Here is a 26,022-nt window from a genome sequence, read left to right on the forward strand (position 1 = left end):
AGCATGCGCGGATGAATGTCTCTGAAGTTAACCGGACCGGGGCCGGTGTCAGCAATCACCCCAAAGTAGTTCCCGATCGGAAATCGCTTCTAGTCTTCGTTTGGAATGTCCATGGTCCTCGCCACGATTGCGCCTGCGAGCACAACTGCAGTGACCCGGCGATCCTAGCAACGCTGGGGAGCGAGATAAATTACATGTTCCTGTAAGACGTCCTGGGGATTTATCACCCTCGGACACAGGTCCATTGGCGACAGCGCATTCATGCAGGTTGCAGCTCATAGTCCGCTGAACGACCTGCAACTTTTCCATTTAGGTCGGAGTGTGATGTTCGAAACAGAAGAAGACCATCGTTAGCCCACGGGCGTGCAGCTCGAGACTACAAGGAAGATGTAATTGTTTTGCTACGGCGGTGGTTGCTAGCATCGCGCTATTGGATGGCTAAATGGACCGAGCACTCCGTCAGACTCTCAAATCGACATCGAGATTAAACGATGAGGATTACCGAGGAGATCCGTGGCGAATGCGGCGAGACGTGCAGAATGATATCGGGAAAAGGCGCGCCAATTTGTTGTACGTGCGCCGGTGAGGTTTATCCGTGACTCAGCCGGGCATTGCAGTTGTCGGCGTGAGCTTACTTCTCTCTAGCTTCTGACATGGCGACTAAGGCAAGGCTACGCGTCGCGCTACATGACGAGGCGAGCCCTCCCGGTGAGAGTCCGCCGCGTGGGCGGCAGCTGGAGTGATTATTCCGAAGACGGGAATTCCAAGGATGACCAGTTTGCTTTCAATACGCTGCAAATGGCAGGGCTGCCTTCATAGATAGCCGCCAGAGCATGCACTAGGAGGACAAACACATGACACGCACTGACCTTGAAATCAATCAGGAAGGCATGTGGAGAACATTGGTCTTCGAACAGCAAACCACTCTCACACTCGCCGTTGAGATGCTTTTGCGTTGCCATCTATCTCCCGAACAGATCTTGACCAAGACAGCGATGGCACTGGAAGGCTCACACCACGATTCGTGAGGTTTGCGAGGGCATGAAACCTTGATGGACGAAATTCGTCTCCAGCAAGGTCGGGACAGGTTGTTTGTATGCGCAAGAAACCTTACGCCGGTCAAAGCGCAAAAGGGTAATCAGCATGAAGCAGAAACTTGCGGGTACAGCGGTCGCGATCGGGTTGCTTGCAGCGTGTGTCTCTGCTCAGAGCACCGGGCAGGCTACCGGCACCGTTGACGGTGTCGTGTTTACGGTGGATGCAAACGGGGGACATGCTGTCATACCCACTGCAAGAATTTCGCTGGACGGTCCAACCCACATCGAGGCTGAGAGTGATGGCGCGGGCAAGTTCGCATTCAATGCAGTTCCTCCTGGGGCGTACACGATCAACGCACAAGCACCAGGCTTGGCCTCAAATCGGACCATCGCAGTTACGGCGGAATCCGCATCAGAAATAGCCTTGGAAATGAAGGTCCAAGCCGTTGTGGAGTCGACCACGGTCACGGCTAGTACAAATCAGATCGACACGAAAGAGTCTTCTGGAAGCAGCACGATCGGCGAATCAGCGGTCAGGAACATGCCGAATCTCAATGAACGTTTCGACAGCTTGCTGCCTCTCATTCCGGGCGTGGTTCGCGGCCCGAATGGCCTGATCAATATGAAAGGCGCTCAGGCCTCACAGAATGGATCGCTGCTCAACAGCGCTGACGTGACCGATCCAGCTACGGGTACATCCGCGCTCAATGTCCCCATTGATGTGGTTTCGTCAGTGCATGTTCTCTCTACGCCCTACAATCCCGAGTACGGGAAATTCACCGGCGCGGTCTCGAATGTCGAGACGCGACCCGGAAGCTTCAACAAATTTCGGATCTCTGCGCAGAACCTACTTCCGCGTGTGCGGAGAGTTGATGGGTCAATCATGGGCATCGCCGCGGCGACCCCCCGCGTAACAGTTTCCGGCCCGCTTGTGAAGGATCGTATTGCCTTTACCCAGTCATTTGAATATCGCTACGAACGTAATCAGGTGTATAGTTTGCCGCCGCTCGAAGCGTGGACCCGCTCCGAAAACTTCAACTCTTATACACAGATGGATGCCAACATTACGAAGAAGCAAACGGCGACCGCATCGTTTGCAATCTTTCCGCAAAAGTTTGATTTCTACGGGCTGAACACCTTTACACCGCAGGAAAGCACGCCTAACTTACATCAGCGTGGATATCAGGCATATCTGCAACACCGATACGTTACCGATTCGGGCAACCTACTGACTTCACAGGTGAGTTTCAGAAAACTTGATGCTGATTTATTGCCAAACAGCAACGCGCCCTATCAACTTCTCGTTGAAACCACCAAGGGCGGTTTCTTTAACCACCAAGACCGAGATACAACCCGCACAGAATGGGCAGAAATCTTCCGCTCCCACCCGCGTCATTACTTCGGATTGCACGAACTCAGTGCTGGCGCAAACTTCGTGCATAGCTCCTACGATGGCCGTCAGGAATTTCTCCCGGTACAGATTATCGGGGTTGCCAACTATCCTTTAAAGCAAATTCAGTTCGGGCCAACTTCGACCTTCTCCATTCATCAAAATGAGACTGCCTGGTTCATTGGCGACAAGTGGACTGTTTCTGATCGCCTGACGTTTGATTTGGGCCTTCGCTTCGATCGGGACTCAGTCACAGATTCGGTTAACACGGCTCCTCGCGTCGGGTTCGTTCTTTCACTCACAGGTGACGGCAAAACGATGCTCAAGGGCGGAGCCGGGTATTTCTATGACCGTGTGCCACTCAACGTTCCAGCATTTCGTTATCTACCGACGCGTACAGTGACTGAACTGAATCCAGCCGGTGAGGTCGTCGGTTCCACAAAATATTCAAACGTCATCTCTAACGGTCTGCAAAATCCACGCAGTGAAGTCTGGAACCTCGAACTGAATCGTGAGGTTGCGAGTAATTTTCTGGTCCGAGTGGGGTACCAGCAACGCAATACAGTCTACGGATACTTCGTCAATCCCATTGTGTCGGGATCAACTGGCAGCCTTTCGTTATCGAACCACGGAAGGGACATCTATAAGGAATTTCAGGTTACTGCCCTCTATCGAATTCACCGTAGCACCTTGAACACTTCGTATGTCCATTCGCGAGCGCACGGCGACCTGAACGATTTCAACCAGTTTTTTGGTAACGATCCTCTGGCCGTTATTCAACCAAATCAGCGCGGTCGCCTAACCTTTGATGCGCCGAATCGATTCCTGGCCTGGGGAGAAATTGCCGCACCGTGGAAATTAACCATCGCGCCCGTGCTCGATATCCGCAGTGGTTTCCCGTACTCAACGGTCAACCAGTACCGCGAGTTCGTGGGGCCGAGAAATGAATTGCGATTCCCGCGTTTTGTTTCGACTGACTTACAGGTCTGGCGCCGGGTTCGCCTTCCCATAAAGGAGACCCATGCGCGGATTGGATTTGGAGTCTTTAACGTCTTCAATCGCGACAACTACCGCGATGTTCAGAACGATCTCGACAGCTCGAGGTTCGGGCAGTTCTTCAACGGACCAAGCCGCACCTTCCACGGCAAATTCGTACTGGAGTTTTAAACCATGAAACTGACCATCAAGATCGCCCTTTCCACTTTGGCAATCGTGCTTTCCTCCGCGACGGGTGCTTCATCTCAAACCGGCAATTTGCTTCCATCTGCGGATGACGTGATCGCCAAGATGTTGCGGGGTGATGTCGAGCGCAGATCTGAACTGATGGGGTACACGGCTCTGCGCCGATATGTCGCTGTCAACAAGGATCGCCGAGCCGAGATGGAGGTACGCGTGGAGTGCTCTCCTGAGGGCACGAGGCAGTTCACGGTTATCTCCGAAAAGGGATCGACTTCGATTCGCAAGCACGTTTTTTACAAAATGCTGAGCGAAGAGAGTGATGCGTCACGTCGCGAGACTCGCGACGGCAACCGTATCACACCAGCAAACTACAAATTCAACATGGTCGGGCAAGACACTCTCGACACCGGTCCCGCATACGTGCTGGCGATTATTCCAAAAACAGAGAACAAGTACCTGATTGATGGAAAAATCTGGGTCAATGCGAAGGACTACTCTATCGTTCGCATCGAGGGCCAGCCTGCACGAAACCCGTCCTTCTGGGTGCATAACGTGCATTTCGTTCACACATATCAGAGAGTTGGTCAGTTCTGGTTCGCTTCTTCAACCCACAGCACGAGCGAGGTCCGAATCTTTGGGCGCTCGGAACTAACGATTGAAAACTCTGATTACGCGCTGAATCCGTCGAAGAAACGCACAGCGGAAGCAGATTCTGTAGCGAGCCTGGTCCGATGAGAAAAATTCACCTAATGATCGCGCTCGCTGCACTAGGCCCATTCGCGTGGGTGATCGCCCATGTTGGCCTTTCAACGATGGTGGCGCAATTGAAGGCCATGCGTATTGCATTACCGATTGTGATGGCTCTGAGCGTGCTCCGCTTATTCCTACAGAGCACCACCTGGTCGGCATCCCTAAAGGGGGAGAATGTTGCTGTCAATACAACAAAATTGATCGGAGTGCGACTGGCTTCGCAGTCGATGGGATATCTCACAGTTCTCGGTCCGGTTATTTCCGAGCCGATGAAGATCAAGCTTCTTGGGACCTCCAGCGTACCAACCATTACGGCAACTTGTCTGGATACCGGAGTTTACTGGTTCACCTCGGCTTTGGGTGCAATTTCAGGTATCGTTTGTCTTCCTTTAATCGCCGCTCATGGCGCAACCTACCATTGGACACCAGTTATTCTTGCGCTTGCTTTTGCTGTGTTCGCCATTACACGTCGCAAACCCATCCTTGCTGGCGTGGTGCGCGCGCTTGGCAGGCGCGCTCCTTCCTGGCTCGCGCGCGCAGAACAATGTGAAACATCTATCCGAACCTATCGCCTCGAACAGCCTGCATTAGTTAGCAGGATGTTTTGGATCGGGGTGGCATGCCAGCTACTGGTCGCTTCCGAAGTCGTGGTTGTCTTGTGGTCGCTGCATCTGCCCATTCATCTTTCCGCGGTTATGACCATTGAAGCAGTGACGAGGGCATTGAAACTGGTGAGCGGTTGGGTTCCAGCACGGGTCGGATTTGACGAGGGCGGTGCGGTGTCGGCGTTTGCGGTCGTCGGGTTTTCACCCATGCTTGGCCTGGATCTGGCATTGACTCGCCGTGTGCGCGACCTCCTGTGGGCCTTGATGGGGATTCTTTGGCTTGTCTGGAACACCCGCAGGTTAAGTCATCGGCACGCAATCACACGTAGGCATCCCAGCAATGTTTCCGGACGAGGTATCTAAATGCAAGCAGTCATCGCTATCCCGCCATTCGCTGCTCTGATCGGCAAACAGAAAACGACAGAACTACTGATGCATCCAGTCGCCGGAGTTCCTCTGCTGAAGAGAATTGTTCTTACCGCAAGCCGCGCTGCAGCAAGTGAGATTCTCCTGGTTTGTCCCGCGGCCCTGAGTGACGCATTTCCGCGTGACTTCCTGCAAGAGGTCTTCCGATATCGAAGTGGAATCAGAGTCATCCAATTTGACAAATTTAATCCGCTAGATACCTCAAGCTGGGCGAAGCTGGAGGTGCACCTCAACGACCAGTTCCTTTGGATCCCCTGGAACTGGGTCACAACCAAGCAATTCCTAAAAAGCCTGCCGCTCGTGACTATGACCTCGGTGGACTGGGCGAAGCCTGCTCATATCTCCTTACATGAGGTCAGCAACGATTCCACACGCCTTCTCCCCTCTCCTGATACTGAGGGTGTCCGAGTTACCTCACCAGAGACCATCGCGAGAGCTGAACGCTTTCTAGTCGCACACTCTGGCAAAGTTCTGGATGGCATTCACACGACTTTTAATCGCCGACTTTGCCGCCCATTTGTACGGCTGCTTTCTCACACTTCGATCACTCCTAATGCCGTTACATTCGGCGGTGTCCTTATCTCTGTTCTATCAGCCATCGCTTTTGCACACGGAGGCTACTTGTATACAGTGCTGGCTGCTTTGCTGTTCTACATTGCAGGCCTCTTCGACGAGATGGATGGAATGCTGGCACGAATCAAGTTTGCGGAGTCGCCGCGGGGGACTTGGCTTGAGGGGTTTGCCGACGGGCTCAGCTACCTTCTGCTATTTGGCGGAATCACAATAGGTCTCACTCACCGATACGGCAGGCCCGCCGCCCTAATGGGCATCTTGCTCTTAGTCGGGACCATTCTTGCCTTAGTAGCCACTTCGCTGCAACGCCGCCGCGCCACCACAGCAGACCGGCCAAATGAATATCTGGGCCGCATGTACCAGCTACTCGATATGGATTCAGGAAACTGGATCTCTCGTGTCGTACGCCAGCTTCAGGCCTTTGTGAGAAGAGGCATATTGGTCCACTACGTTTTCATCTTCACACTCATTGGAGCGCTCCCACTGATCTTCTTCCTCGCAACGCTCGGTGCTCATATCACCTGGATTGTGACGCTCTATTTCAACCGTAGATTCTTTGCCCAATCGTTCTATGCCCGAGCAACACCGACTGTAAACACAATCAAGGAGACGTTATGAAGGCAGTAATATTGGCTGCAGGTCAAGGTACTAGGATTCGCTCGGTGCACGGGGAACATCCGAAATGCCTGATTGAAGTTGACGAAGCTACGATCCTGGACCACCAATTAGAAGCACTCTCGATGGCCGGAATCAATGAGATCGCCATTGTGGTTGGCTACGAGAAGGAACAGATTGTCGCTCACCTGAGAAGCAAAGAGCTGAGTTTCAACCAAAGGATTTATTTCATTGAGAATCCGGCGTTCGCAATCACTAACAATATCTATTCGCTTTGGCTCGCAAGCGATTGGCTACGTGGCGACAGTTTTATCGTCCTCAATGCTGACGTCATCTTCGATCCCGAAATTCTCTGCTCCGCCGTGCAATCCTATGCGCCGATCTCGATGATCGTGGACCCATTGTGGCGGGATGAGACGATGAAGGTAATTATCGAAGGCGACCGCGTGATTCGAATGAGCAAGAAAATTACACAGGAGGAGTTCAGCGGCACGTATATAGGAATTACAGTGTTTTCAAAGTTGCTGCAAAACAGATTTCTCAGCAAACTGGGCGGTTTCATCGCGGCTGGTCGCGAGAATGAATTCTTCAATATCGCTGTGCAGGAACTCGCAGACGAAGGCGTTCACGTTGGTTCTACGAGCACAGACGGATTGGCCTGGGCCGAAATCGATGATCCGCTAGACCTGACCTTCGCACAGCAGAGTGTATTTCCAAACCTCGCCGCAAGGATCGTCTGATTGTGCCCGCAAAAGAGATCATTGCCGAGAATTTCGCGCCGAGCCAGTGGCTCTCCTGGCCGCGCAGTTCCATACGAGTGGTGGATTGGAATATTGACCGTGGCTTGGAGCTTCGGTCGATCATAGATTTCCTGGGCGATGCGAATGCGGATATTCTCATTCTTCAGGAAGTCGACCTCAATGCTCGACGAACTCACCGTCTGAACGTTGCTCAGGAGATCGCCCGAAAGTTGCGCCTGAATTATGTCTTCGGTCGTGAGTTTGTGGAACTGACGCAAGGTTCCAACGCCAGCCCTGCCTACCATGGACAAGCCACACTATCCCGATGGGAAATCTCAAACTCGCGACTAATCCGTTTCCGGGAGCAGTCCAACTTCTGGAAACCACGTTGGTACGTACCAAAGCTGGAACCGTTCCAGGAGAGGCTCGGGGGAAGAATTGCGCTAGTTTCCGAAATCAACATGTCGGGTGCTTCAATTGTGTCTTACAACCTGCACCTGGAGAGCCGCGCAAATGATCAATTACGCCTTGCCCAGTTGGATGAGGTGCTGAAAGATGCGAGGGCATACAAACCTGCACACCTGATGGTCATCGCGGGCGACCTGAACCTAAATGCATCAGATACCGCGCCCGCCGAAGCGATATCCCGGGCGGGCTTCACCCATGCTGTACCAATCAGTCGCCTAGCAACCACTCCTGCACGCCATCTCCTCGAACCCGGCCGCCATATCGACTGGGCATTCGTACGCGGTCCTGTGCAGATCGATAGGGGACGCGTCCATAACTCAATCAAAGCTTCTGATCATTATCCAATTTCATTCGAAATCGGTCTTTCCAGTGGACACTGAAATGTACCTGCTCCCTTCGCTGAGAAAAGCAAAGGGCAACTACGAAAATATCCACACAGACTTCGCAGCGTTGACACGGTCACTCCATATCAGGGCAATACACTCAATGAGTGCTAAGGTGAGGCCAAAGCGCTCATTGAGCTATTCAACTCGATCAGTGTTCTCGGCAAGTGGCCGGAAAACCGTCAAGTGTCCAAGTTGTCGTTCTTGTTCGACTTCACGAACGGCTTCACGAACTGGGCCGGGAGGAGCTTCACGTCATGACCCTGTTCACGCAAAGCACGGCCAAGAAAATGCGCTCCGGAACAGGCCTCCAAGCCGATCAGCGAGCTCTGCAGGTTCGCCGTGAACGTGATCAGCTGCTTCTGGGGGAACTTCCTCTTTAGCAGCACCTTCCCGTTGTCTCCAAGGGCCACCAGGTGAAAGGTCGTCTTGCCAAGATCAATGCCTACCGAATGAATCTGCATATCGAGAATCTCCTTGAACTTGCCTACAAGATCCTCCACACTACGGTGAAGTTCAAGCGGTAGAGTCGAGATGTGACGCGGTGGTTTAGGTTCGGCCTATCTGTATCCGGCCCTTTCGTCTGCCGGTGCCTCATTATCCAGACCGTGCTCCGTTTTCACATCCCGCTCATCGAACCGGACAGGCGGATCTCCCGCATCCGGCTCTCGGAGAAGACTCACGCTTTCGCCCACGGAAAGTTGCGTGTCCGTCTGTCCAGACGAACAAGACCCAAGGCTCCATAGAGATGTGTGTCCGGGAACATCCCGTTTGCACGTCCTGAGAGCTTATGTTTCGTTCGCAACCACAGACGCAGCCTCATCGCCGCGTAACCGTCTACAGCGCGATAGGCCGTACTGACGGGTCCAAGACAAAAGTAGTTCGCCCATCCGCACATTGTGCGGTTGAGCTTCGTCACTATTGTTAATGGATCCAACGAGGTTGTACTCCGTCCGGTCATTTCGCGTATTTCCCCACGGATGCTTCGCACCCGTTTTCGCGCTGGAACGGTGCCAAGATAGGCTCGTCCAGTTTTGGGGCTGTAGCATTGACCGAACGTGTATCCAAGAAAATCAAACTTCTCTTCCGGCACAGAGCAGACCCGCGTCTTCGAGTCGTTCACCGTCAACTTCAGCTTCGACATCATCTTCTGCATCGTGTCTAGAGCTTGTTTCGCTCCAGTCCGACAGCAGATGACAAGATCATCGGCGTAGTTCACGATGTACGCTTCCCAACGTGCCTCGTACCCGAGTTCCTTCCACCCGAGTACAAATCGGCGCATATACAGATTGCTGAGCAGTGGGCTGATCGGAGCTCCTTGTGGAGTACCCCGACCTTCGTCCCGATTGCGCACGCTCCGACGTTGATTTCCATGCTCATCGGTTTCCTCAACCGGAGCTTCCAGCCACATCTTGATCAGATGCAGCATCGCTCCGTCGACGACCCTTCGAGCCACCGATCTCATAAGCTCGGCGTGTGGAACACTATCGAAGTAGCTGCTGAGATCCGCATCTACAATCTTCCTATGGCCAGTGTTGATCAGCTTATGGACATGTCGCACTGCGTCCAACGCGCTGCGGTCTGCCCGATAGGCATACTGCTCAGGCTGCAAGTCGGCTTCGAATATAGGTTCGAGCACCGACATTGCCGCCGTCTGCACAACCCGATCTCGGATTGTGGGTATACCTAACGGCCTCTGCTTCCCATCCGGCTTGGGTATGTATACCCGCCGCACAGGTTGCGGTTGATAGGTTCGACTTTTCAGTTCCTGCGCCAGTTCGTCCAACCACCGCTCCACACCGTACTGCTCGATGTCCTCGAATGTCTGATTGTCCATTCCCGCTGCTCCGCGATTGGCTTTGCAACGTTGGTAGGCATACACCAGAACATCCGTGCGGTACACCTTGTCGTACAGCGCGTAGAAACGAAAGTCGGGCGATTCCTTCGCTTTTGCGTGTAACGCCATCTGCAACTTCTGAACGCTTGTTAGGGTTGTTAGGCTCATCACCAATCCCGTTGTCCTTTGTCGCTTATTACGTTCGCCTTCAACTGAGGCCCCTTCCCTCCACCGGCATTACCCGGCTTCATCGGTACTACAAGCCTCTCCGCCACCCCAAACGGCCCGGCCTGTCTCTCGCGAGCTGCCAGTTGATCCAACCGCAATCACCGCTGGGGCTTCCCGTGTTGCCTTCAGTCCCCTTTGCTTACATGCCGTCGCCACTACCCCGGCAGGTTGATGGAAGCTGTTCGCTCATACTCTTCCCCCTCATCGGCCTTCCCCAAGTCCGCGGCGGGTCGGCTCCTGCATCATGAATTTCGAGGCTTGCTCAGCGTTCACTCACGTTACGGCCTGCACGCTTGCAGAGTCGCCTTTACGACCCTCTTCCACCGGAGGCTTCAGCAGTTTTGTTACCTCCACCGCTGCTCCGATTGCTACCGGGCGGAACGAACCAGTTCCCGGGTGGGACTTGCACCCACTGTGGACTAAACGCCTTTCACGGCGCACGCGGACCATCTCAGTAACCCCGTTTTCAGCGAACAACGACAGCGTTGGGAGTGTTGGTGGCATGATTACTTCTGACTTGCCGACCCAAACGAAACAGCATCGCGTCGACCCTTCAACCAGAAACGCTTGCGGGAATATGAGCGGGAGGGAGGCTCGCCACAACCGAAAGTCCAGCGCCTGCCACGCCAGCAACAATTCATCCCGAAACGCGTATCCTTACCAGTATCACTAATGAAAATCAGGCACCCGCATGGGCACCACAGAAGAGGATCGGCTCCACACCACCGAAGCCTCACCGTGGATGCGTGCCGCCTCGCTTCCTGCGCAGCGGCCATCTGCAGACCATCGTTGGCAAGGTCCTGGCCCTGACGGGATCCCATCGTTGAATCATTAACAAGCGCCGACCGACAATTTGAAACCAATTTGATCCGGTGCAAAACCGATGGGAAGTAGTTCTGCTCCGTCCCCAGGGTCTATGATGTCTTGACTAAGGACATGCATACCACTCGTCGAAACATGATTGCCGGGCTGGGTTCGAGTCTTCTTGACTGCTGTTTGGGCTGCCATCGTGCAAAGCCGGAACCCGTGACCATTATGTTTATTGATCCGGAGTCGTTGGATGACCGGCTGCAACGACAACACTTATCCGAAAAAGCTCTGCGGCAGTTCGAGAGTGAAACGGGGATCAGGGTGAAACACCTGCCCGCACCCGAAACCTCTCAGGGACAATTGAGGCTCATCCGGGAGCTCCTTGGGGAAAGGGACACACCAGATGTGTTCGGCGTAGACGTCGTTTGGACTGGACTTCTGGATGACGAACTCCTTGATTTGAAGCCCTTTTTCAGTTCGGAGCTCTCTGCCGCCGAGCCTGATCTAGTTTCAAGCTATACGGTAAAGAGCAGAGTTATTGCTGTTCCTTATCACCCTCATGTCGGTGTGCTTTATTACCGCACTGACTTGTTGACAAAGTACGGGTATCAAATCCCACCTCAAACCTGGTCCGAACTGGAGAAGATGGCTTTCCGCATTCAGGAAGGCGAGCGCGCCACTGGCGATGAGACTTTTTGGGGATTTGTGTGGCCAGGGGCAGCAGATGAATGCCTGACTTGTCTGGCTTTGGAGTGGCAAGCGTCGGAAGGCGGCGGAAGGATTATCGAAGCTAACCGAACCGTGAGCGTTAACAATGTGAATGCGATACGCGCCTGGGAACGTGCGGCGCGCTGGATCGGTTGGATATCGCCTCCAAACGTAACTGCATACGAAGAACTGGACTCCGTCAATCATTTCGAAAACTCCGGCAAGGCAGCATTCTCGCTCGGCTGGATTTCTGACTACTTCCTCACCAACCTTGCGAAACCAATGATTTACGGGAAAATGGGTCTGACCAGCGTTCCGTCAGGGAAGATGGGCGTAGGAACGTTAGGCGGGTTTGGCCTTGGAATATCAGGAAGGTCGAAGCACCAACGAGAAGCTATCGCGCTAGTGAAATTCCTCTTGCACAAGGAGGCGGAGCTAGAGGCTGCCAGCAGAAGTGCTGAGTTGCCCACGGGAACTGTGTTCTACCGCCTGCCAACCATTCTCAAGGCATACTCGCGATCGATACCGGCCGGCCAGGCTCCAGGTGATGGCATCGTGAGCCGTCCTTCTACGGTGGCAGGTAGGAATTATGAGGACGTCTCACGTGCGTATGCCGCGGCAGTGCATTCCGTACTGACGGGAAGGAATAGCGCTCCCGAAGCTGCGGCTGAGTTGGAGACGGAACTCGAGCATATCACCGGTTTCCCCAAAGGCCCCCCTGAAGCAACCGAAACCAGGATACCCCGCGTAAATAGCACCAGATCATAGCTGTGGGGTGCGGGCTCTCTTATCGTTGAGATGTTGTCGGAACGGACATTCCAGCAAGGCTCAGCTATGGACGACGTAAAAAAGCCAAAAGGTGGCGCATCACCGTCGGTCAAAGTAGCACGGATGATCACGCTCATCTCGAATGTTGACATCAAAACCCGCTTGACGTTCTGTTTTGTCTTGATCATCGCGTTGATGTCGGTGGGGACTGGCATTCTGCTTTGGCAGTCGCACGTGATGCGCACTCAAGCAAACCGTCTGAAGGAAATGGACGAGCAGTTCATGGAGGTCCAGCGCGTCCGCTCGCTTGTTCTGTCGTTCCGCAACGAATCACAACAGGTAGTCAGGGCCCGGAATCTTGCACGCCTGCAGCAAGAAGCGCCTGCCCTGCGCAACCAACTGAACGATAGCCTAAGACAGACCCAAACAGTGTTCCGAGGAATCGAACCGAATAACATTCTCGATCCCAGCGTCTTACCCACGCTGGAGACGATTCAAGGTGTACTGCCTTCGCAACTCGATTCGCTTACTACCCTCGCGTCAGTAGGAGATTGGGAGGCCCTGCGTCAGCGAGTAGATCAACCGCTCGATGTTCTAAGTGGCCTGAGTGCTGAACTAGTGGACGCCGCCAGCGGTGATTTACAAAACAAACGTTCGGAAGCCGCTCGCCAGATTGAGCGTGCGCAGATTCGAACGCTTTTCATCCTGACTGCCGTGGGTGTCCTTACAATAGTCGTTGCGGCTCTTCTAGGATTCGGTATCACTCAGACCATCACTCGTCCTCTGCGATCGCTGGTTGACGCAGCCTCTGCTCTCGCAAGCGGTGAATTTAGTCACCATGTACCTGTGCAAGGCCGAGACGAACTCGCTCATCTCTCCCGAGTCTTCAACCAGACAACAATTGAGCTTCAGCAGCTCTATGAGAACCTCCAGCGGAGTGAACAAGAGCTTCGTAACGTCATCAACGCAATGCCGGCGATGATTTGGCGAGCAACTCCTCGAGGTGACATCGATCTGTGGAATCGCACGATGATTGAATCGATTGGCGAGCCACGGGAGACCCCTGGAAGCCTTAATCTCATCTGCCGGGTCGATCCTGAACACGTGACATCTGTGCAAGAGCGCTGGAGCCAGTCCGTTCAATTGGGTATTCCGTACGAAGATACGTATCGAATGCTAGCCAATGACGGCAAATATCACTGGTATTTGGTGCGAGCAGAGCCGTTCCGAGATGAAAGTGAAAACATCCTTAACTGGTACGGCATGGCAGTGGACATCGATGAGCAGAAACGGGCTGAGGACCACCTTCGCGAGACACGCATCAAGCTCAGCAGAGCTTCGAGAATCGCAACTGTGGCTGAACTGTCGGCTTCGATCGCTCATGAACTCAACCAGCCACTGATGTCCGTGCTTGCAAATGCTCAAGCCGGTAAACGCTGGCTCGCACGCAATCCGCCGAATGTGATGGAAACAAACGCATCTATTGATCGAATATTGAGAGATACTCGCGGTGCTGATGAGACTATGCAGCGCATTCGAGCACTCTTCAAACGCGAGGCTTTCGAGAAGAAGGAAGCAAATATTCGAGACATAGTGGGTGAGGCTGTTCGACTGGTGCAAGAGGATCCAAACAAGCGAGAAATCCCGATTGACAGGCGCTTCGATGAATCTCTCCCCCCAGTTTCTGTGGACCCCATACAGATTCAAGAGGTATTCATCAACCTGATTTCAAACGCGACCGAAGCAATGGAAGATACTGGAATCCCTCCCCTGGTTAAGGTCCGGGCAGCAGTAACAGACCAGAGCGAGATGCTGGTACAAGTGATCGACAACGGTCCGGGAGTCAGTGATGTGGAAAAGATTTTCGACGCGTTTGTGACTACTAAGGAAAGCGGGATGGGAATCGGACTCGCCGTGTCACGCTCAATCGTCGAAGCCCATGGTGGCCGCATATGGGCTGAGAATAACCAAGACGGCGGTACGACGTTCAGTATAGCTTTACCTTTATCCTCCCTGAGTCACGCGTCCTGACCTCTGTGAAGTGGCGCGGCGCGCCATAGGATTTTACGGTTTGGCGGAGATGAGGCCAGCCATGCGCACTGGCAGGCGTCTGGAATAGGCGGAAGGTTCGCGAAACAGCGACGTAGCTGCTGACCTCATACTGATACAACGCTGATCCGGTTCTGGAACATTTAGCGACACTGCCGGCTTCTTGCACCATGCGCTGTCTAATACGCCTGAAAATGTATGGTCCGCCGTCTGACCGCAAGGGAAAGTTTATGGATGAAGAAAGTCTGCGTCAATGTATCCGGCCTTTAGTTGGAGAGGATCTCCTGGCCGTGATTAGATACGCGCGTGCCTGTCCTGATAAGTCCGTCGGTCGTTGAAGACCATTCTCGGGCGCAGGGTTTAGGCACGCCGTTATGACTGTTCTTCCATCCTGACTATTCCTGTGCAGACCTCGGTGGGAAACTGCAAAGCGTTCGATTAGCGCCGTAGTGCTAGCTCACGCTGCTGTGCCGACGCTATCGGTCGATACTCTTCTCCACTCGAGAACACAGCCCATGCGCTGCGTGCCCGCTTGTTGGCGGTGGAGGTGATGACGACGTTGCGAGGCGCTCTCTGCTCCAGTTCGTTTAGCCAGCCTCCGAATGGCGCATGTTCTCGTTTGATGCGTTACACAGCAGCTCGTGGCGCATGGATCAGAATCTTGCGTAGATAGACGTTCCCACGTTTGCTAATGCTGAGAAGCTTCGCCTTGCGTCCCGTCAAGTGCTGCCGTAGCACCAGGCCAAGCCACGCAGCAAAGTCTCGTCCCTTGCGAAAGGCAGCTCCGTTGCCGAAGCCGCGACGATGGCGGTGGTCACGATCGGGCCAGTCCCAGGCATCTGACGGATGCGGGTGCATCCTGCATCTGTGGCAGAGATCCGTTCCAGTTCAAGGCTGAGCACTTCAATCTGTTCTTCCACCATCGTCCACTCACGCCAGAGAAGATCGATGAGGTTCCGCACCTGCGGGGTCAGATCAGCATCTGTGTTCTCAAGGATCTCGGGCATCGCAGCCCGGAGCCTCGATGGTGTCTTCGCGAACACCATGCCTCGCCCAAGAAGGAAGGCACGCAGTTGGTTGATGACGCGGTGCGTCTGGAGATTAAACGGTCTCGCACGCGATGGATGGCCTGCAGATCCAGCTGATCACCCGTCTTTATCCATTATCCAGCAAGTTCATTAATCTGATCGTGAATGCTATCGAGGCCTTGGAAGGACGACAAGTGGCTCCGCTGGTAACACTCCGAGCGGCTGTTACAGATTCAGACAGGATGCTAGTCCAAGTGATCGATAACGGGCCGGGAGTCGACGATCCGGAACGAATCTTTGACGCCTTTATGACGACAAAAGAGAAAGGCATGGGTATAGGTTTGGCCGTGTCACGCTCGATTGTTGAGTGCCACGGGGGTCGGCTTTGGGCGGAGAATAACAAAGCTGGCGGCGCAACCTTCAACGTAGCTTTACCACTGTCTCATGCGAGCCTCACGACGGATTAGATCCAGGAGTACGCATGAATCAGATCTGCTAGCAGGCTACTGAAAAACGGTGTTGCAGTAATCCCTGCAATTCTTAGTAACCTTCGATTGGCGAGAAGCCGATACCAACGGAAAGCGGGTTCGCCGCAAAGTAGTTCTAGGGACGGTGCAGGTTCGACCTAGAGTCTGGATATGGGTGCTGCGGAGTGCGATAGATCGTGCCTTCCCAGATTCTGTGCAAGTCTGTTGCGTGCGGGTCTGCTTGACCCAAGATCGGATGCTGAATGCGTATACACAGATGCAAATCAGATTTGCTGGAATAAAGCCAAACTGAGACGTGCGAAAGCCGATTACGCAAACGATCATGCTGTTGACAATTGATATCAGAAGCCCCGTCCACGATTTCCGAGCGACGAGGGCAGTCGCCAACATGGTGAGAAAGCAAGAGAGATAGTCCAAATGAAACATAGCGACTTCGACCTCAGGTGGCATTCATATGAATCGCACCGATTGTTTACTCAATTGCCATTGCGAATCTCTCTTCTCGTCTTGCGGCGGGCTCAGTAATCAGCCCCGCAAATCTCACGAATCGTGGTGTGAGCCTTCCAGTGCCACCGCCGTCTTGGCCAGGATCTGTTGGGGAGATAATTGGCAACGCAACATCATCTCAACCGCGAGTGTGAGGGTGGTTCGCTGTTCGAAGACTAATATGCTCCACATGGCTTGCTGATTGATTTCAAGCTCGGGGCGTGTCATGAGTTTGTCCTCCTAGTGCATAGGTCTGGAAGGTGTAGATGAAGGGCAGCCTACCATTTGCAAAAACAAACCAATGATTCTTGGGATTACCGCCGTCGGAGTAATCATTCCAGCTCCTACCGATGGAGCGGATCCTTCACCGGTAGGGGCCGCCGGGTTATATAGCATTACGCATATCTCAGCCTTGGTAGCCATGCCAAAAGCCAGCCAAGTAAGTTCCCGCGAACGACAGTAATATCCGGCTGAGTCACGGATAAAATTTCACAGGCGCACGCGTAACAAATCGGCGCGCCTTATCCCGATGTCCTTTTGCACGTCTCGTCGCAATCCCCACGAATTGCTTCGTGATCCTTATCGTTTAAGAGTCCGAGGATTGCTCGATCCATTTAGCCATCCAATAGCGCGATGCTAGCAATCACCACCGCGGAAAACAATTACATCTTCCTTGTAGGCGTCAGCGATTGTCTTCTTCTGTTGCATTTTCGACTTCATTTAAATCGATCTATACCTTTTCCGCACGTCATACTCCGACCTTCATGGAAAAGTTGCAGGTGTAGTTCAACGCACTATGAGCTGCATCTGCACGAATGCACCGTTTGCAATGGACATGGGTGTGCGGGTGATAGATCCCCAGGATGCCTTACAGGAATATGTAATTTATTTCGCTTCCCAGCGTTGCTAGTATCGCCGCGTCGCTGCAGTTTTGGTCGGTGGCGCAATCGTTGCGAAGAGCATGGACATTACAAACGACTACACACACCACAGGCAAACAAGATTTGAAAGTGCTATGGGTCAAAATAACGGAACATCGAAGCGTAGCGAAAAAGGACTTCTCACACCAGACAACTGCGTCGTGGCGCTGATCGATCACCAACCGCAAATGCTGTTCGGAACGAGATTCATTTCTCCATTGGTTTGGTACTTGACTTCGTTGCGGCAATCGAGAAGACAGGGCGCAAGAAGATTGTGCTGGCCGGGCTATGGACGGAGACGACCGGCAGTGCGGCGCTCGTGAGAGATTGCAAAATGCTCCGCTAGGGTCGAAGAAATTAGTGGTTGAAGAAATGAAATCGATACGAATCGTTCGAGTTTTGGTGGCGGCGTTCTTCCTGACCGTGCTTCCCGTCTATGCCCAGTCGGATAAGGCAGCAGGTCCCCCTGTACCGGATCGCAGTTACACGCTGCTGCGTGAGGACGAGAACTGGACCTTCCTGCGCGATCGGGCTCTCCGGCAGGACTTCTGGGATCCGATCAAGTACATCCCTTTGCGAAACCCTGCGGACGACTGGTATCTCACCATCGGAGGTGAGGCTCGAGAGGTCTGGGAGCAGATCGGCAATGACAATTGGGGACAGCAGCCCTACATGAACGGGTATCTGAACGAACGATACATGCTTTCGCTTGACGCTCACTATGGAAAACATGTGCGTTCATTCGTTGAGTTAAAGAGTGGATTGAATTCATACCGGATAGGTGGCCCGCGACCCATCGACGAAAAGAAGCTCGACTTCCAGGCCGGATTTCTGGAACTTGGCACTTCCAAAGGTGCGAACTCCATCGCACTCCGTGTTGGCAGGCAGGAACTCGAGTACGGCTCCGGGCGCTTGATTGATGTGCGGGAAGGTCCGAATGTTCGGCTGAGCTTTGACGGCTTCATGGTCAAAAGCAAGATGGACTCTTGGCAAATCGACGGATTCGCTGTTCGTCCCGACTTGGACAATCCCGGGTTCTTTGACAACGCACCGAATCACGCCGTTGGCTTCTGGGGCGTGTACGCCACCCGGGCCTTACCACGCAAAATATCCCTGGAGGCCTACTACTTGGGCCTGGACCGCAGGCAGGCGACTTTCGAACGAGGCACGGCTCGAGAGTTGCGCCACACCTTGGGTGCGAGGATTTCGCGCCCCGTTGCAACGGAATCGTCCGGACTGGATTTTGATTACGAAGGCCTCTGGCAGTTCGGCACGTTCGGCTCCGGGAACATTCGGGCATGGACGGTTGCGTCCGAAACGGGCTATCGATTTCCGAGGGTTCGGCTAAAACCGCGGTTCAGCGTAAAGGCAGACATCTCGAGCGGAGATAATCCCAGTTCAAAAACCTTGGGGACCTTCAATCCCCTTTTTCCGAAGGGGAACTACTTCGGAGTCCTGGCCACAACGGGGCCCGGTCCGATTAACTTCATCGATGTTCATCCGCATGTCGAAACAACATTTCCGCACAACGTGACCGCATCGGTCGACTGGATTTTTCAGTGGCGGGAAAATGTCCGGGACGGAGTCTACTCGGTCCCCGGATTTCTGATCCGGCCCGCAGGCAATAGCCAAGCGCGATTTGTCGGACACAGGCCGGGCACGGAGTTGCGATGGCAGGTTGACCGACATCTCTGGTTTCAGGCTGACTATGGAATCTTCTACGCTGGCAGGTTCTTGAAGGAGACGCAACCCGGCCGCAACCTGAACTATTGGGCCCTGTGGGCCGGCTATAAGTTTTAGGGACGCATGAGATGCAGCGTCTCGGCGCGAGGTTTTTTGTAAATAAAAGAAGTGATCACATCATTGCGGCTACAAGTGAGGAATTATGAATCGTAATCCTATACCGTCCAGGTGGACACCCATGACTTCCTTTCAAGTTGGGCATGGATTAGCTTTCCTAACGGTCCTGCTCTCATTAAGCGCAGCATCGATAGGCCAGAATCAGAGCGAAGTACAGAGTCCGGTCCCAGGGACGGCTATCCATGTCACGCAAGTCCTGGGGTTTGAAGGTGCGAAGCATAACGCCACCGGAGAGTTGAAAATCCAGGGTGGCGTCATGCAATTTCAGCACGATGCAAGTACAGCCGCACAGGTGAGCATAAGCTCCATTCAAGACATCTTTGTCGAGGAAGGAGACAAGCAGGTAGGCGGCACGGCTATGACGCTGGGCAAAACTGCAGCTCCATATGGTGGCGGGCGGGTGGTGAGTCTCTTCGCACATAAGAAATACGACTTCCTCACAGTTGAATATCTTGATAACAGCGGTGGTTTTCACGGTGCCATATTCCTATTGGAAAAAGGGCAAGGAGAAACTTTCAAGAAGGCCCTGGTAGCCAACGGCGCGCACATCACGTCGCCTATAGAGCGAACCCCTACCCAAAGCACTCTCGAGGTCAAGAATGAAAACAAATAAAAAAACTGCCCTTGCCGTAACTAAGACCACGCTGGGCCTGCCCGGCTTCCACCGGCCAAACAAGCACTGGGGACCACTTGCGGCGGTTATCCTACTGCTCGGTGCGTTGCAGCTTCAGGTATTCGTCCCAACTGTGCTTGCGGAATCCTCCACAGATGGAAAAAGCGGAGGCGCCCGACCATGGAGCGTGCAGGTAGATAGAGTCGACCCCGGAGACGTCGGCCTTGATCCGTCCTTCGGAGCCGCCATCTACGAGAATCTTCTCGAAGAGCTAACCAAAACGGAGCAGTTCAAACAGGTGTTCCGTAGCGGAGATCGTAATGCGAACGATGTTCCCGGCCTGCTCATTCTGAAGACAACGGTTCAAAAATATACGCCGGGCAGCGAGACTCGGCGGGCCGTCACTACTGTGAGTGGGGCGACCAAGTTGAACGTTCGCGTTCAGTTGGCCACACGAGAGGGCCAAGTAGTCCAGGAGCATATTGTCGATGGCAATGTCCGGTTCATTGGTGGCAACCTGCGAGCAACCCACAATTTGGCACACAATGTGGTAGCTACTTTGAAAAAGTCATCCCTACCGGAGCAGGCCGCCGTTCTCCCCGAAAAGGAGACCGGAAATATGTCTAGGTAACCATTGCGTACCGGCCACAACGGGACCCGGTCCGATTAACTTCATCGATGTTCATCCGCATGTGGAAACAACATTTCCGCACGACGTGACCGCATCGATCGACTGGATTTGGAGGGATTCAAGTAATAGGAGCCACGATGGCAGTTAATGAGCAGGCACACTTCGATGATCTCCTTCTCAATGGGTCGCTACCGCAAAGTTAACTCCGGTTCGTAGCGGATTCTCCGGCCGCTCGCTCTCTTGTCTCGTTACACCTCGGCTGCGTCAATGAACAAAGCGTTTTGGGCATGATTGGATGCGACCGATGGAGAGCGCCGGCCTGTCCGGACGATGCGTATCGCCTTGCGAACAGCTGGGAGCTCGAGATGAAGGCGTTCAATTACCCAGGGTGCGAACTTTATGAACTGTTTTGCCGGCAGGACCTTCTGTGCGATGAGTCGGCGCACAACCATACTGCTGACTTGGAGTGCATCAGCGGCTTGTTGCATGGTGATCCAGAGGCGCTGCTCCGGTGGGGGACATACCGGGAACCCTTTGGTGTGACGAACATGCTGCACACGTTTTTCGTTCCAGGTATTGCCGTTACCGGTGCGATAGCCCATCCGGTTCAGGATTGAGACGATTGAGCTGTCTTCACAGACCAGTGCGAGTTCACGGATCAGCTCCGTTACCTCCTCCGAGTTGATGTGGTTGTGGTAGCCAGTCTTGTTCTTGCGTACCGTGAGTTCAGTGTGGGAGCCACCAGCCCAGTGGAGCTTTAGGTGAACAGAAGGAGGATCGTCCGCGGTGTCGACGACGATCTCCTTCAAGACCGTGCGGAGGATACGCTTTTTGAGCGTGACCGGTGAGCGAGGATGATCCCAGAGACGTTCGAGATCCTCGCCCAGGGCAAGCAGATGTTCGCGCTGACCGGGTGTGAGCAGCGGAACTGCGGCACTGACGTCCTCAAGTCGTCTCTCCATCTCCACCACATGGGAAAGCGAGTTGTTCCACCGCTTCTCAAGCTCGGCGGCGACGAGACGGTTCTCGGGTTCAGTCGCCTGATACTGCCGTTCGAAACGGTCGGCTTCGTAGCGTGCCTTCTGGAGTGCCAGTTCAAGCACGCGTCGTTTTTCATCGGTCTGGTTTTGGCTATGATCGAGAGCATCGAATGTTGCCTGGACTCCGAGTGGCTGCAGCGCTTCGAGGACCTCGACGGCGAAGGCACCCACACCGATCAAGGCCACTCAAAAGAACGCAGCGAAGAAGAAGACGGCTAAGAAACAAGTTGCAGCCTAACCCGCAGCGGGAGTAGCTCACCGGCTCCCGCACTTTTCCAAAAGGAGGAGATCATGTTTCAGTTCAGCTACAAACTCAAGGTCGCCGAGCGGGTGAAGGCGAAGTGCGAACGGCATCCACGTTACAACCCGGAGCGAGAAGGACGTGGCGGAATCAAGGGTGGATGCTCCATTTGCTTCTCTCTCTCTTCGACCTGCATCAGGCGAGGCTATCGCTGGAAGCCGCTCACAGGGAGTTTCTGAGAAGAGCATTGCCCTGGACTCGGGTTCGACGATCCCGTACTAACCCGCAGTTCCCCAAGCAGGATGAACCACCCATGCAAATACCACCCTCTGAGTCGGGTTGCGTTTGCAGCCCCTTCTTTTCGCAAAAAAATGGGCGATGGTGTCAAAAAGTGCCTCTCTCATCCCGCTTAGATAGTAGATGCCAAGACTCGCCCACTCGAAGGCGGGCGGCGGGGGCCTTTCCCTCCCCCGCACCCCTCCCAAGCCAAAAGGCATCTGGAAGGAGACATCGATGAACAAGACCGAATCCACTGTTCGCATCATGCTCACTGCTATCGAGGCACCGCTCTACGATGTCGGTGTCCTCAGCGAGCGTGGAATGCTTCCGGGACTCGACGGCATCTCGGCCGCGGCGGTCCTCGACAGGCTTTCTCTGCTCAAGTACCGCAATGCCCACAGCTCGCACATCTACATCCGTCCATCGGGCGAGCATCGCTTCACCACGCTCGACGATCTCAGCGAGACCTCGCTCGCCAGGCTCTCGGCCGACGGCTTCAATCCGTGCGCTGTTGTCGAGACCAGCGCCGGCAACTTTCAAGCCTGGCTCAAGCATCCGAGAACGTTTCCGAAGCTCCTCGGAACCTTCGCCGCGCAGACATTGGCCGAGCGGTACGACGCTGACCCCAGCGCGGCGGACTGGAGGAGGTTTGGACGGCTTCCCGGCTTCACGAACTGCAAACCCAAATACAGAAAGTCTGACGGCCTCTTCCCTTTCGTTCGCCTCCACAGCCACAGTGGACAACAGTACCCCATGGCGGAGGCCTTCGAGCAAGAGATAACGATGCTCTACGAGGCCCGCGAGCAGCAACACGAGGCGAGGCGTCTCGAAAGTTCTCTTTCTCCCCGAAGGGGACCGAGGTTATCGAACCTATCTCTTGAGCGATTCCGAAGCTCAACCAAGTACCAGGACCGTCCCGCCGCCGCCGACATCGCTTTCTGTGTCGCCGCTTTTGCCAATGGTATGACCGAGGACCGGATCGGATGTGCCCTTGAAGACGATTACCTCTCCCGCGATCCCAGCCCTTCCAAGCGAGCTGCCTACATCCGGAGAACCATGGAGAAGGCGAGGAGATGGGCCGAGCGATGAGCATCGATGTCGCGATTCTCCCTTATGTTCTTCCTTCCTGCGCGTCAGTGACGGCTCTTTGGACTCTGAGCTGGCTTTTGCTACTCGCGTCATGAGGGAAAGCCGTCGAACAGGGAGGCTCCCTTCTGGTTTGCCTTCTATCTGCGTTCAGCGTGCCGCGCTCAAGACACCCCCGCCCTTCGGACGCACGCTCTCCTTCCCAGAATCCGCTGCGCGCCTCTCAAGAGGTGCGGACTCCTGCCCCCAGGCAAGCTGTGGTCCCCTTCCGCAGATCCCGTCCATTCGCCTAGGGAGTGGGTCGCGACGGCACACCCGTTGGGCAAGCATGTACCGCAGACAGCGGACAAACCAAAAGAAACGGAGCTAAACACCATGTTCAACAAAGTCATCCTCATCGGCCGCCTCGGACAGAACGCAGAAGCCAAAACCGCTCAAAACAACAATGAGTACGTCATCCTCAACATCGCAACCCAGGAAAGCTGGAAGAACGACAAAGGCGACTACGAGAACCGCACCGAGTGGCACCGCGTCTATGCCTGGAGGAATCTCTCGAAGTTCGCCAAGACTCTCCAGAAGGGGCAGCTCGTCACCCTGGAAGGCATTCTCAGATATCGCGAAGTAGAGGATGAGGTCAAGGGCGCTACCTTCAAGCACCGGATCGCAGAGATCCACGCCATCAGCATGAAGCGGCTCTCAAAAGTTGAAGCCGCCGATGATCCTTCGGACGGAGCCGACAACGAATAATCGTCGCTCGCCAGTGGTGGATGAGATCAAAGATGATCTCATCCACCTGTTTTAATCAACTCATTCTTGCCCTCGTCATTGCTCCACAAAAGGCTGCGACAAATAACATTTAAAGATCTACGCCAGAAAAGAGATCAAGGGAAGACTCTTTAGTCGCATACTTTCTTCTCCTCGTCCCCAGACGCAAAGCGACCGCCGCGGAACCTTATCGTCACTGGAAATGTTTTGACTGACATAAGCAGAGTGGCCGGATGATCAGCGTAATTAGGCTCTGATTCATCGCGAAATCCATAGACTGGATGCAACAGGTGTTTATTCACCTTTCATTGTGGCTACCTAAACAATTTTTCCAGTAGACTTCGTTCCGCGAAGCAACGAACATCCCCGCCGTCGGGGGATCAAAGGAGACACATCTCATGAGCATGAAAATAAAGACTCGCCACGTAGACAGCATCACCATCTTGGATCTAAGCGGCCGCATCACACTTGGCGAAGGAAGTGTTACGATCCGCGACGAAGTACGTAAAGTCTTAGCCACAGGCTCGAACAAAATCCTGCTTAACCTTGGCGAAATCACCTATATCGACAGTTCCGGCATCGGCGAACTGGTTAGCGCCTTCACCACGGTCAAGAACGGTGGTGGCGAGCTCAAGCTCCTCAACCTGACCAAGAAGGTCCACGACCTCCTCCAGATCACCAAACTCTACACTGTCTTCGACGTCAAGAACGACGAAGACTCGGCGATCGCAGCCTTCACCAGCTAGTCTCCTTGCAAGTGGGGATAAGAAAGCGATAGATCCTGGTTCACTAAATTGCGGCTGGTGGCGCCTTCCCGGCGCTGCTTCGAGTCACTACGGAAGTGCTAGTTGCATTGATTACACCAACGTCTAGTTCGGTCGGCCCAGCCATGAATATTGCTAGGCGATAGATACGTTTTGGTAGTTCCCGCGGAACGGATGTAGGTGCCATGGCTATTTCTAGGCAAAGGCCGTTGAATGGCGCGGTGAAGGTTGAAGGGATCCTGCTCGTCGCGAATCGCCCTTCCGTGCAGTTGCAGACGCTATCTTCCTACAGCAAGTTCCATTCTAGGACGAGCCGTCCTCGCAACGTCGTCAAGACATCCCTTCGCACCACTAAAAGCCAACAAATAAAAAGGAGTTCCTATGCCCCTCGTTCGCGTAACTCTTCATAAAGGAAAGAACCAAGACTACCTAAACGCCGTCTCGGCTGCTCGGGGCTTGTGAACGGGGTGGAGGTTCAGGCTAGCGGCTTACGGTCTACGAACGTGAGCGTGTCGGCCTTCACACGGAACCATTCGAGATTGGTTCCTGGCACATGGAGGTTCACCACGGTGCCCTCTTTGCTAACGTAGGTAATCTCTAGGATGGACTCGGATCGCGGTTTGGTGACCTTGTCGCCGACCTGGGGCATCAGCGGAATATCCGAAGCCGCGGCATTCTTTCGGGACTTGGCCATGATTCAGCCAGCGTAGCACTCTAATCACTGCCTATGGCGAGACCGCCGAACTGTTGCATACCGGACAGGTTCTTTTATGGTTCGACCAAATAGTGTGCGCTGCTGCCAGACGATTGCGCGGTCTCTCCAGTAAATCCATGGAAGATGTTGAAAGGTGTTCCAGCACTCTTTCTGCTATTTCCATCTGCTGTCGAATGGCCGCCTCAACCTTGCATTTTTCCATGGTGCTTGTCGTCCCACCAGAGTGACATGAGTCATGGCTTAGCGAATAGGGAATGCGAAAGAGTAACACATCTCAGAGAAAGTGATCGCGGTATCATGCGAGCCTGTTTCACAATGTTGAACCACGTGAACAAGATCTCTTTGGTGCGGAGTTCTTTGACTTGGTCCCTGAGTCTGGCGGCTTTTCCAAGTTCGAATGTTTTGGCGGCTTTGCGGGTATCGGATTCCGGCTTGGTGATGTAGGTGTCCTGTTCGGCTTGGGTGTTGAAGTCGGTGAGGCCGGATTCCGCTTCTTCGGTTAGGGGCCGCGGAGTCGGCGTTGAGGATGGTGGCCAGCGA

At 54.0% G+C, this 26,022-nt stretch carries 23 protein-coding genes and 1 pseudogene; 17 read left to right on the forward strand and 7 right to left on the reverse strand.

The genetic code is table 11. The features are described 5' to 3' along the window. Positions 1 to 854 precede the first annotated feature (854 nt). From BDD14_RS32100 to BDD14_RS26915, 7 genes are all read left to right on the forward strand, one after another. On the forward strand, positions 855 to 1,028 hold the full coding sequence (locus BDD14_RS32100; protein ID WP_165420323.1) for a hypothetical protein: 174 nt from the start codon (positions 855 to 857) through the stop codon (positions 1,026 to 1,028). Positions 1,029 to 1,143: 115 nt separating this feature from the next. Beyond that, positions 1,144 to 3,594 (forward strand): TonB-dependent receptor, encoded by a 2,451-nt coding sequence (locus BDD14_RS26890; RefSeq protein ID WP_130423969.1) that lies wholly within the window; start codon positions 1,144 to 1,146, stop codon positions 3,592 to 3,594. 3 nt (positions 3,595 to 3,597) lie between these two features. After that, a complete protein-coding gene (locus BDD14_RS26895; RefSeq protein ID WP_130423971.1) occupies positions 3,598 to 4,341 on the forward strand; it encodes a hypothetical protein in 744 nt (247 codons plus the stop codon). Further along, positions 4,338 to 5,324: a lysylphosphatidylglycerol synthase domain-containing protein gene (locus BDD14_RS26900; RefSeq protein WP_130423973.1), complete on the forward strand. Its 987-nt coding sequence runs from the start codon at positions 4,338 to 4,340 to the stop codon at positions 5,322 to 5,324. Before BDD14_RS26895 ends, BDD14_RS26900 begins: the two co-directional genes overlap by 4 nt. Further along, complete coding sequence (locus BDD14_RS26905) at positions 5,325 to 6,578, forward strand: CDP-alcohol phosphatidyltransferase family protein (RefSeq protein ID WP_130423975.1); 1,254 nt, start codon at positions 5,325 to 5,327, stop codon at positions 6,576 to 6,578. Beyond that, a complete protein-coding gene (locus tag BDD14_RS26910; RefSeq protein ID WP_130423977.1) occupies positions 6,575 to 7,315 on the forward strand; it encodes a phosphocholine cytidylyltransferase family protein in 741 nt (246 codons plus the stop codon). The genes BDD14_RS26905 and BDD14_RS26910 overlap by 4 nt, the downstream gene beginning before the upstream one ends. 2 nt (positions 7,316 to 7,317) lie before the next feature. After that, a complete protein-coding gene (locus BDD14_RS26915) occupies positions 7,318 to 8,163 on the forward strand; it encodes an endonuclease/exonuclease/phosphatase family protein (protein ID WP_165420324.1) in 846 nt (281 codons plus the stop codon). A 191-nt stretch (positions 8,164 to 8,354) separates the two neighbouring features. Here the strand turns inward: BDD14_RS26915 and BDD14_RS26920 are convergent. Both BDD14_RS26920 and ltrA read right to left on the reverse strand, forming a co-directional pair. After that, a pseudogene (locus BDD14_RS26920) lies at positions 8,355 to 8,630 on the reverse strand (IS110 family transposase); the annotation flags it as partial. A 215-nt stretch (positions 8,631 to 8,845) separates the two neighbouring features. Then, positions 8,846 to 10,132 carry a group II intron reverse transcriptase/maturase gene (ltrA, locus tag BDD14_RS26925; RefSeq protein ID WP_165420325.1) on the reverse strand — a complete coding sequence of 429 codons (1,287 nt, stop codon included), beginning with the start codon at positions 10,130 to 10,132 and terminating at the stop codon, positions 8,846 to 8,848. Between the two features lie 1,035 nt (positions 10,133 to 11,167). Between ltrA and BDD14_RS26935 the strand changes: the two genes are divergently transcribed. After that, positions 11,168 to 12,517 (forward strand): extracellular solute-binding protein, encoded by a 1,350-nt coding sequence (locus BDD14_RS26935; protein ID WP_130423983.1) that lies wholly within the window; start codon positions 11,168 to 11,170, stop codon positions 12,515 to 12,517. Between the two features lie 66 nt (positions 12,518 to 12,583). Further along, complete coding sequence (locus tag BDD14_RS26940) at positions 12,584 to 14,548, forward strand: sensor histidine kinase (RefSeq protein ID WP_165420326.1); 1,965 nt, start codon at positions 12,584 to 12,586, stop codon at positions 14,546 to 14,548. Positions 14,549 to 15,193: 645 nt separating this feature from the next. Here BDD14_RS26940 and BDD14_RS33385 read toward each other — a convergent pair. Next, entirely contained in the window at positions 15,194 to 15,304 is a 111-nt protein-coding gene (locus BDD14_RS33385; RefSeq protein ID WP_242618317.1) for an IS110 family transposase, read from the reverse strand. Further along, positions 15,286 to 15,573 (reverse strand): hypothetical protein, encoded by a 288-nt coding sequence (locus BDD14_RS33390; RefSeq protein WP_242618318.1) that lies wholly within the window; start codon positions 15,571 to 15,573, stop codon positions 15,286 to 15,288. Before BDD14_RS33390 ends, BDD14_RS33385 begins: the two co-directional genes overlap by 19 nt. Before the next feature lie 113 nt (positions 15,574 to 15,686). Between BDD14_RS33390 and BDD14_RS26950 the strand changes: the two genes are divergently transcribed. Beyond that, complete coding sequence (locus BDD14_RS26950) at positions 15,687 to 16,061, forward strand: ATP-binding protein (RefSeq protein ID WP_242618319.1); 375 nt, start codon at positions 15,687 to 15,689, stop codon at positions 16,059 to 16,061. Positions 16,062 to 16,622: 561 nt separating this feature from the next. On the opposite strand, the gene BDD14_RS32105 is transcribed toward BDD14_RS26950, so the two are convergent. Beyond that, positions 16,623 to 16,796 (reverse strand): hypothetical protein, encoded by a 174-nt coding sequence (locus BDD14_RS32105; RefSeq protein WP_165420327.1) that lies wholly within the window; start codon positions 16,794 to 16,796, stop codon positions 16,623 to 16,625. Positions 16,797 to 17,860: 1,064 nt separating this feature from the next. Here BDD14_RS32105 and BDD14_RS26960 point away from each other — a divergent pair. The 3 genes from BDD14_RS26960 (at position 17,861) to BDD14_RS26970 (ending at position 20,592) form a co-directional block, all read left to right on the forward strand. Further along, the gene (locus tag BDD14_RS26960; RefSeq protein ID WP_130423987.1) at positions 17,861 to 19,288 is read left to right on the forward strand and encodes an alginate export family protein; all 1,428 of its coding nucleotides are present in this window, start codon (positions 17,861 to 17,863) and stop codon (positions 19,286 to 19,288) included. 121 nt (positions 19,289 to 19,409) lie between these two features. Then, positions 19,410 to 19,961, forward strand: a complete 552-nt coding sequence (locus tag BDD14_RS26965) for a hypothetical protein (RefSeq protein ID WP_130423989.1) — start codon at positions 19,410 to 19,412, stop codon at positions 19,959 to 19,961. Beyond that, positions 19,948 to 20,592, forward strand: a complete 645-nt coding sequence (locus BDD14_RS26970; RefSeq protein ID WP_130423990.1) for a hypothetical protein — start codon at positions 19,948 to 19,950, stop codon at positions 20,590 to 20,592. Before BDD14_RS26965 ends, BDD14_RS26970 begins: the two co-directional genes overlap by 14 nt. A 248-nt stretch (positions 20,593 to 20,840) precedes the next feature. Here BDD14_RS26970 and BDD14_RS26975 read toward each other — a convergent pair whose 3' ends face one another. Beyond that, complete coding sequence (locus tag BDD14_RS26975) at positions 20,841 to 21,818, reverse strand: hypothetical protein (protein ID WP_130423992.1); 978 nt, start codon at positions 21,816 to 21,818, stop codon at positions 20,841 to 20,843. Between the two features lie 105 nt (positions 21,819 to 21,923). Between BDD14_RS26975 and BDD14_RS26980 the strand changes: the two genes are divergently transcribed. The 4 genes from BDD14_RS26980 (at position 21,924) to BDD14_RS26995 (ending at position 24,749) form a co-directional block, all read left to right on the forward strand. Further along, complete coding sequence (locus tag BDD14_RS26980; RefSeq protein WP_130423994.1) at positions 21,924 to 22,112, forward strand: hypothetical protein; 189 nt, start codon at positions 21,924 to 21,926, stop codon at positions 22,110 to 22,112. A 274-nt stretch (positions 22,113 to 22,386) separates the two neighbouring features. Beyond that, complete coding sequence (locus BDD14_RS26985) at positions 22,387 to 23,241, forward strand: RepB family DNA primase (RefSeq protein ID WP_130423996.1); 855 nt, start codon at positions 22,387 to 22,389, stop codon at positions 23,239 to 23,241. A 372-nt stretch (positions 23,242 to 23,613) separates the two neighbouring features. Next, complete coding sequence (locus tag BDD14_RS26990; protein WP_130423998.1) at positions 23,614 to 23,985, forward strand: single-stranded DNA-binding protein; 372 nt, start codon at positions 23,614 to 23,616, stop codon at positions 23,983 to 23,985. A gap of 416 nt (positions 23,986 to 24,401) precedes the next feature. After that, positions 24,402 to 24,749 carry an STAS domain-containing protein gene (locus BDD14_RS26995; protein WP_130424000.1) on the forward strand — a complete coding sequence of 116 codons (348 nt, stop codon included), beginning with the start codon at positions 24,402 to 24,404 and terminating at the stop codon, positions 24,747 to 24,749. Positions 24,750 to 25,242: 493 nt separating this feature from the next. On the opposite strand, the gene BDD14_RS27000 is transcribed toward BDD14_RS26995, so the two are convergent. Next, positions 25,243 to 25,461: a hypothetical protein gene (locus BDD14_RS27000; RefSeq protein WP_130424002.1), complete on the reverse strand. Its 219-nt coding sequence runs from the start codon at positions 25,459 to 25,461 to the stop codon at positions 25,243 to 25,245. Positions 25,462 to 26,022: the final 561 nt, after the last annotated feature.

Source organism: Edaphobacter modestus (assembly GCF_004217555.1).
GTDB classification, from domain to species: Bacteria; Acidobacteriota; Terriglobia; order Terriglobales; family Acidobacteriaceae; genus Edaphobacter; species Edaphobacter modestus.